10 protein-coding genes are annotated in these 8,352 nt (G+C 39.8%); all 10 read right to left on the bottom strand.

Annotated elements, in window-relative coordinates; translation table 11 throughout:
• Positions 1-458: 458 nt before the first annotated feature.
• Positions 459-1,190, bottom strand: coding sequence for a hypothetical protein (locus tag Q0E19_RS07385; protein ID WP_117924203.1), 732 nt, complete (start codon positions 1,188-1,190; stop codon positions 459-461).
• 1 nt (position 1,191) lies between these two features.
• Positions 1,192-1,827 carry an ABC transporter ATP-binding protein gene (locus tag Q0E19_RS07390; RefSeq protein WP_022127450.1) on the bottom strand — a complete coding sequence of 212 codons (636 nt, stop codon included), beginning with the start codon at positions 1,825-1,827 and terminating at the stop codon, positions 1,192-1,194.
• Positions 1,828-1,837: 10 nt separating this feature from the next.
• Positions 1,838-2,593 (bottom strand): DUF2705 family protein, encoded by a 756-nt coding sequence (locus tag Q0E19_RS07395; protein ID WP_294408536.1) that lies wholly within the window; start codon positions 2,591-2,593, stop codon positions 1,838-1,840.
• A gap of 11 nt (positions 2,594-2,604) precedes the next feature.
• Positions 2,605-3,495 (bottom strand): hypothetical protein, encoded by an 891-nt coding sequence (locus Q0E19_RS07400; RefSeq protein ID WP_022127448.1) that lies wholly within the window; start codon positions 3,493-3,495, stop codon positions 2,605-2,607.
• A 69-nt stretch (positions 3,496-3,564) separates the two neighbouring features.
• Complete coding sequence (locus tag Q0E19_RS07405; protein ID WP_022127447.1) at positions 3,565-3,969, bottom strand: hypothetical protein; 405 nt, start codon at positions 3,967-3,969, stop codon at positions 3,565-3,567.
• 168 nt (positions 3,970-4,137) lie between these two features.
• Complete coding sequence (locus Q0E19_RS07410; protein ID WP_022127446.1) at positions 4,138-4,563, bottom strand: hypothetical protein; 426 nt, start codon at positions 4,561-4,563, stop codon at positions 4,138-4,140.
• Between the two features lie 95 nt (positions 4,564-4,658).
• Complete coding sequence (locus Q0E19_RS07415) at positions 4,659-5,336, bottom strand: DUF4367 domain-containing protein (RefSeq protein WP_294408537.1); 678 nt, start codon at positions 5,334-5,336, stop codon at positions 4,659-4,661.
• Positions 5,329-5,862: a sigma-70 family RNA polymerase sigma factor gene (locus tag Q0E19_RS07420; protein ID WP_022127444.1), complete on the bottom strand. Its 534-nt coding sequence runs from the start codon at positions 5,860-5,862 to the stop codon at positions 5,329-5,331. Before Q0E19_RS07420 ends, Q0E19_RS07415 begins: the two co-directional genes overlap by 8 nt.
• A gap of 25 nt (positions 5,863-5,887) precedes the next feature.
• Positions 5,888-6,613: a DUF6076 domain-containing protein gene (locus Q0E19_RS07425; protein WP_158455044.1), complete on the bottom strand. Its 726-nt coding sequence runs from the start codon at positions 6,611-6,613 to the stop codon at positions 5,888-5,890.
• 650 nt (positions 6,614-7,263) lie between these two features.
• Entirely contained in the window at positions 7,264-8,196 is a 933-nt protein-coding gene (locus Q0E19_RS07430; protein ID WP_294408538.1) for a site-specific integrase, read from the bottom strand.
• Positions 8,197-8,352: the final 156 nt, after the last annotated feature.

Raw genomic sequence — 8,352 nt, forward strand, 5'->3', positions numbered from 1 at the left:
TTTCTGAGCCTTATGCATTGGTGACCCGTACGGGAATTGAATTAAACCGCACACCTGATGTGGTCTTTAGTAAAATGCGAAAAAGCCCGATTTTGCGGCGTTTTTGAGCAATGCAATTGTAGTGATTTTAAGCCGATTTCGGTGATTTTTAGCACAAATAAGTGGCAAACAAGTGGTTGAAAGTGGCGCATTTCTACCAGGAAGAGTACCGTATGCGTAATGACAGCAGGCGGTCATTTTTTAATTAATACTGCTTTTTTGTGAGATCAGAAACCAATTGTTTTCCATCTTCTTTCTCTTCTTCAAATAATTCCATAGCAATAGCTTCACGATCACACTTTAATTTATCAAGTATAAAACTATGTCATAATTCAAAACTTTTAATCACATCATCCCATGTGAATGCATAAACTTCATATGTCGTTTGGATGCGGTGCAGATTTATTCGGCAGATTGTACTAAGGAAGCACTATATTATAAGTTTTAAGTATATCGTCCTTTTTAGCATAAAATGCTTCGATAATACTATGATCCGGCGAAAATATCTCATTATTGCAACATTCTGAATAAACATATTCTTCTTTCATAATCTTGCTCTCCGTTTCATCAAGACACAGCCAGCTTATCTGATAACCGTTTATCCTGTAAACAGTTTTTTCTTTAAAATCAAGAGTCTGCGCAATTATGAGATATTTCTTCCCTGGTACCATAAAATTCATGCCGCCAAAATCCAGCGAGAATAGTTTTTCAGAAGGTGTCTCTATCTCCATGTCCTCAGCATTCATTAACCGCTCTTTGAACTCAGCCTCTGTTTCGTAGTGAAAGCCGCCTTTGATTTCAACATCAATGCTGTCTGTTTTGATATTACCCTTTATGACCTTATCCACATCAAGGGTGCAGAAGGTACTGCCCTTTGAAAAGGAAAAGCTGTCCTGTGGAGTTCCTACAAATATGGCTGTTCCGTAAAGCCCAATGCCGTAGTCTGCATTCTCACTGTCAAACTGAGAAAAGCGATCATACAGTTCCTCTGTATCATGGATCACAGCAATATAGTCACAATTGCTGTTATGTATCTTCTCGATAGTGTCCATGCGGGTTATTCCTACATCCTCTGACAAGCCCCTTGCATGTAAGCAAAGCAGAAGGGTGACTGCAATCAAAGCCGCCTGTAAGGTCAAAAATACTTTCATATCATTCCTCCCGGACAGCGCCATTGTCAACTCTGAATATCTTATCGCTCAGAAGGGCGATATCCTCCTTGTTGTGACTTGCAACACAGACTATTGCCCCTCGCTTTGCCTGTGCAGAGATCAGCTTTCTGATTTCGTCAACACCGCTGTCATCAAGACCATTTGTAGGTTCATCGAGGAGCAGCACATCGGGTTCCTCCATAATAGCCTGTGCAATAAGTATCCTCTGCCGCATACCGAGGGAATATTTTCTGATCGGGCGCTTATCGTCGGGATCAAGCCCTACCTCCGAGATAGTCTCACGAATTTTGTCTTTGCTTATCTTCTTTTTTATCCCTGCCAGCAGCTTCAGATTTTTATATCCCGACAAGTCCGGAAATAGTCCTGCATTTTCAATAGCAATACCCACACTGGGCAGAGCGTCAATGTCCTTGTGCAGCACCTTGCCGTCTATCTCAATGCTGCCGCTTGTAAGATGTATAAGCCCCGATATCGCACGGAAAAGCATGGTCTTACCGCTGCCGTTTCGCCCTACAAATCCGTAGATATTTCCGCCCTCCAGTGTAAGAGACACATTGTCGATCACTGTGCTGTTTTTGAATTTTTTAACTGCATTTTTAACTGTTATCGTTGACATTTCTATCCCCTCACACTAATATCTCTTTGTTGTTAAGGCTAACATCAGATCTGTTCACATAGGTGCAGAATATGACACACACCGCAAATAAGATCACTCCCATTACTATTACTGACGTTACAATGCTCCGCCTGTTTTCTGACATATTAAAAATGACAGCCAAAGGGTTTATGTTTTTTATGAGGGTATTCTCAAAGCCGTACCTTGCAGATATAACAAAGGCATAATGTGCTGCCGCTCCGACAGATAATCCGATAGTACTGCCGAACAATGCCGAGAAAAGATTTGTGGTGGTAATAAGTATCCAAATGTACAGTATCATCATCATGGTTATCCCAACTATTTTTCCTATATCCCCGGGCTGATTTGCAACGCCCATTTTGGCAGTCATTAACCATATCACAACCACGTTGACAAGGACTATAACAGCGCTCTGCAAATATATACGAGCCGAGTTTTTGACGAACCATTTTGTTCTCTTGTTCTCTCGGATAAAAACATAAATATCGCTGACGTTCAGGTTATCAGACATGGTATGTCCGAACATAAAAAGATAGACAACAGCCACAGTCAATGTGTACAGCATAAAGGGCAGGCTTGCATCACGAAGTGATGTAAAACCGAAAGCGTTTCCGATAAACAAAAGATCAAAACTCTCATCGTATTCTCCCAGACTGCGCTCTGCGAGAATGTTGAAAAAATTACGACCGTTGAATATCAGTGACAATGGGACAATAGATGCGATCATTAGAAGCATTTTCTTCATTCTCTCACTCCCTAGATATAGTCTTTTCTGCCACAGAAAAGCAGCAGAGCCGAACTCACGACTATCACCGCACCCATAGCAATGAAAAACGCTAAATAGTTCACTCCACTCCTGCCGTCACAGTAATAGTAAGTAACATATTTGAATGGATCGAGTGCGGTATATTTTTTATCTATATCATCATTCATGCTGTAGTTTTCAAGGAACTGCATTATGTTTATGATAAGAAATCCGACCCCGAAGGTCAGCACTTTGTTCCTTCTGCAAAACACCGAACAGGCAAGAGCAAGCACCCCGAACACTCCCGACATCAGAGAAAACATAAAAGCATGAAGCATACTGTACAGAAAGGGTGCAGCCGCCAGCAGTTCTCCAAAGGGAGCATTGGGGTAGTCTGTGGCACGCATAACGCCGAAGCCGTTAAAACGCCAGTTCGGGTTGAATAGATTTGCTCCCATGGAATTATCGAAGATGAGATAATTAAGACAGCCGTTTATCATCAGCGGAACGAAAAATATCAGAAATGAGCCGATAAATGCAGCTGTGATCTTTGATATGATGTACCTTCGTTTACCGCAGTAGGCACACAACAGAGTATCCGTGTTGGCTGCCTTGTCGGTAAGTATCGAAAAAGAAAAGGGCAAAGCACACAGGAATGGGAACAGCAGCTCAAGATAGCTGAGCAGTCCTGAGGGTACACAGAGGATAAATGCTTCAAAGGAGGTTATGACCGACGATGGGTCGTTCCCAGGGAAGCCGTCTCCTTCCATTCGTAGGGCGGTAACACCGTATGAACTGAAAACAACCTCTAAGAGACATATCATCATCATTGCTGAAAAGCCGAACATAAAGCCCTTTTTGTTAAGCATTATTTTTGTTTGGGTAAGTATACTTTTGATCATATATTTGCCTCCGTAGGTTTATATTAATACATAGAGGAGAAGATTCACTTCTCCTCCGATGTATTATCCTTACATAAACCTGAATTCACCAGACACCTTGCATTTGCAGCCTGAAGTCTTGTTCTTAACATATCCATAATAGGTTTTATTACCTCTGCACATGGATGAATCAAACGAATATAACTGGTTAGTGTTATATACATCAACATAATCGGAATAGCCCCCCGTCTTAACCTTAAATCGGGGTGTTCCTTTGCTATAGCCGCTTACGCTTGAAATTGATGTTGCCCATACACCATACGCATAGTCAATTGAATAGCCTGATGTAGTTGTAATAGGGTTATAGTCGTCAGAATGTGCAAGTTCATTGCTGAACGAAGCTGTACCATAAGCGTTTACACCTATAGCCGACATCGATGCCATCATCATAACAGCAGCACCCATAGCTGCAATTCTCTTAACGATCTTTTTCATATTAAACGTCCTTTCTCAATATAAGTGTAATTTTCTTTAAGTTTTGTTGCAGAGTATTTTAATTTCATCATATCACACAATTATTGCAATGAATAATTGTGCAAAATAAATATTCACATCTTCATTGGATTCACCAAACCTTTCTATTTTTATTACACCAGTTATGTATCAGAAAATCAATGTTCCGCTGTTGACTTCCAGATACTCGTATTTACTTCCGCTGTAAACATATACATGAGCTTCAGTACGATATTTTCTTCCTGATACCGCCGATGAATATGTATCGCTGACGTATGCGCTGCGTCCGTTCACTGCTTTTGTAACAACATCAACATTACTCCAAGCACCGTTTGAATATTCCTGTAGATACAGATAAATGCTTATCTTTGTTGCTGTGGATTTGCCCTTAGCATCACATTTATAAGCTATATTTGAGCCTGAACGATATACACTTGTACTAACATTGTCTGTGTACAGATACATTAATTCTATACCCGGTTCTACATAATCGATTACGCTATTCGCCGAAACACTCATACTAAGCGAACACATCATAATGCATATAGCCATTATCGCAGAAATCATTTTCTTCATAAAAAATGTGCACTCCTTTCCTCAAAATTTTGTTCCCTTTATATACTGAGATACAAGTTTGAGTAAATTTGTACACACTTTTCGTAAAAAATATTTTATTTTGTAGGATTAACCGAATTTGCCATTTCAATTATGTCATTTTTGCACAAATCTCCGTTTATGGAATATACATAATTTCCATCATTCCAAACAATGATAGATGAGTTGTCATCATAGGATAAAAACGCTTCACAGCCTGATACGGTGACATATTCTGTTTTCCTATTTTCAGTATCAATATTATGGGTTGCCGTTAATGAACCTTGAGAATAAAAAATGATTTTATTTTTGAAACGATAATCAATGCCTAAATGTGCGATATCCTCAATTCTGCTTTCTTCTACAAATCCTTTTGGAATAAACGTCGGCTCATAATAGATAAATTCATCGTTCATATCATCTGCGGGAATAGCTCCTTGAACAGCATGCACATCAGCGTTATTTTCATTTTGCGAGACAAACAAACCTACGAACCATTCTCTTAACTGTGGAACAGCGGCAACTGTAATTGTACTCATCATTAAAACTGCCGCTATAATAAAAATAGTCTTCCTCAGAGTTGTTTTTATCAAAGGATAATATGGTCTGCTTCTGTCCTTTATCAGCCTGTTTACTTTCTTTTTGTAAGTCTCTGAAAAATCACATTCGACATCTGCGATAGATTCCATTTCTCCTGCACACGGCAGTATTACCGCTTGTTCGATAGCTCTATACAATGCTGTATTTTCATTCACTAATATCACCTCGTAATTTTTCAAACAAAATCTGTTCAGCCTTTCTCAGATATTTATATACAGCGTTCCGTGAAACTCCCATAAGTTTGGCGGTTTCATCGGCATTGTGTCCGTAATAATAAAAATATGTAATTGCGACTTTGTATTTTTCTTCCAGTTCGCTGATTGCCTTAGATAAATCGGCAACATTATAATCGTTAAATTCATCGGCGGAAGGAATATCTCTCATTTCTTCATGAATGTCATTGTAGAAATGCTTTTTTTCTTTGTTATAAAGTCTATAAGAAGCGTTTCTAATAGTTATAATCAAGTAAGCTTCCATTTTGTACACGGGTAAATTGTGAATTTTATGAAAATTATCGGCTATTCTATAAAATGTTTCCCATACAGCTTCTTCCGCTAATTCATGTGATCTTAAAATCTTAAACGACTCGGTATATAGCTTTTTTTCAAACTTTTTTACTAGTTGTTCAAAACTTTTTTTATCTTCATCATCGTTTATCAATGCCAGACAAATGGCTAACATAATATCACCCCTTTAACTTCATTTGTTAGTATATAACAAGTATATCACTAAAAGTTAAATATTTCAAGCGTAAAGATACAGAAAACTCAGACTTAGCCACATGTAAATTCTTCAGCCAATCGGAATACTCATAACGGGTAATATCCTTGCCCTGCTTGCAGGTGCGCCTATCGTCAGCCTGACCCGATCGTCCTTTCCTTGGAGGTTCCATGCCACATAACCTGTACAAACTCGCAGAGCTTAACTGTTGTTCAAATTCATCGTTTGTAAATTCCGGTGAGGTCATAGCGGAATGGTAAAGTTTCTCTGATTTAGCCAAAAGTGTTCGCTTCTCGGCATTTTTCTCTTTGGGCTTTTTCTTGGCAAAATCCATCTGATTGCACGTTCTGTTTGGATTTTCAGGCGAAGGCATATCGCAGTATTTTGTCTTATAGCCGCCGTTCACAATAAAAAATCTGTTGCAGTTCAGACACCTGCGTATCTGATGCCCGACCATAAGACCTTTGAAAAAATCAACTTTCAGAAGCGATTGCAGTCGCTTGGCGTGGTAATATTCGGCAATAAGATACTCTCCGCTGCCCTCTGCCTTCTCTCTCGGAACAAGGTTCATATCGAGATTGTCGGTAAGATCATAGCTCATCCATGGGTCATTGATTGGATTGGCTATTTTCTTGTACGAAAGGCGAAGCACCACGAGGAGTAGTATTCCGTTGACACCAAGAAGTTCACAGAGGGCAGATTTCGTTTGCATGAGCTTACCCGTGAGATGTGCCTGGAGCTGATCGAGTATATCACCCTTGATGCCTATGTGGAGGGGCAGCCTCGTGAAATCTACATCTACTACAAGCTGCTCGACGAACCTCTGAAAGATAAAAGAAGCCTATTTAAAGGCGTATTTACGTTATTTACCCAGCATATGAAAGTGTGTTACTATTTGGCAAGACGACAACGCTTTCTGTCTACAGTCATATGTTTCAGGAGTATCAGGTCAAAGCTTGCGATGCTGTTGCAAACGCTTTGAAGTTCAATAGCGGCTCATAACAGCAAAAAATCTGAAGTCGGAGCTTCGGATTTACATACTTATTTTGCAGAAAATACTTCGATTTTGCGGCGTTTTTGAGCAATGCAATTGTAGTGATTTTAAGCCGATTTCGGTGATTTTTAGCACAAATAAGTGGCAAACAAGTGGTTGAAAGTGGTGCATTTCTACCAGGAAGAGTACCGTATGCGTAATGACAGCAGGCGGTTAATTTTTAATTAAAAGCTATGCGACGAGGGCAAGCTTGTGTGCGAGATTGACAAGAGCGAGCCGTCTCGGCATTGTTATGTGGCGAGAAGGATGTAGTACTTCATAGGCATATCCATAGCAAAAGGCGGACTAAACATCCGCCTTTTTGTTTGTTATGACAGTTCAGAAAGTAATCTCATCACAAGGTCAATATCCTTGCTTTCGAGCTCTTGTATGATATGTAAATACGTTTTCTGTGTTGTTGTCATGCTTGCGTGACCAAGTCGTCTTGCTACACTTGCGATTGAAACGCCCGCAAAAAGTAAAAGCGAGGCGTGGGTATGACGAAGTCCGTGTACCGAAATAACAGGTACATTAGCTTTTTTACAGTGTCTTTCCAAAATGTCATTGACTGTTGAATTGTATATTTTCGAGCCGCGTTTGACAAATATCGGTTCGTCTCCGGGCAACTTCTTAACCAATCTAGAGAACTGAATTACCGTCATCCAGTCCATCTGTATCTTACGTACGGATGACTGATTTTTGGTAGGCAGAAAACCGCCGTCACCTTTATAATTCCATGTCTTGCTGACAGATAGTGTCTGACGCGGAAAATCAAAATCTTTGGGAGTAAGTGCAAGCGCTTCCGAAAAACGCATTCCTGTCTTGGCAACAAGAAGAATAAACCAGTCCCAATTAATTTCAGGCTCAAGATTAAGAGTGTTAAGCAGTGTATGCAATTCAAACTGATTAAGGTACTTTACCTTCTTTGCTTTGGGCGGTCTGCCTTTAATAATTACTTTGCGCGTCGGATCACGCTCGATTAAACCCTCATCCACCGCGTCAAGTATTGCACATTTCAGCTGATGATGAAAATCCATCGTAGTCTGTTTCTCGTGGTAAACCGCATAATCATTTATCAACTGCTGATATGTGATTCTCGAGAGTTCATGCACCTTTAAATCGGGTGCTAAACGCTTAAGCCAGGACTGCGTCATAAGATACTTGTCCATCGTGACCTTGCGTATTGCTCCCTCCTTGTAAACTCTTATCCACTGTGCATAATATTCATGGAATAAGGCGTCCTTGGTGATTGACTTTAACATTTTATACCTCCTATTATTTCGGCTTATAGCCGTTTTTAACTGGTTTTATTAATTGAATGAATAATTGCAAACAAATTTACTGACGCTTGGGAACAGCGTGAGTTCAATTACATATTTGATATATTACAAAATAATACACTATCAAGGGCAGATTTA

The sequence above is a fragment of the uncultured Ruminococcus sp. genome, assembly GCF_934476685.1.
Lineage (GTDB): Bacteria > Bacillota > Clostridia > Oscillospirales > Ruminococcaceae > Hominimerdicola.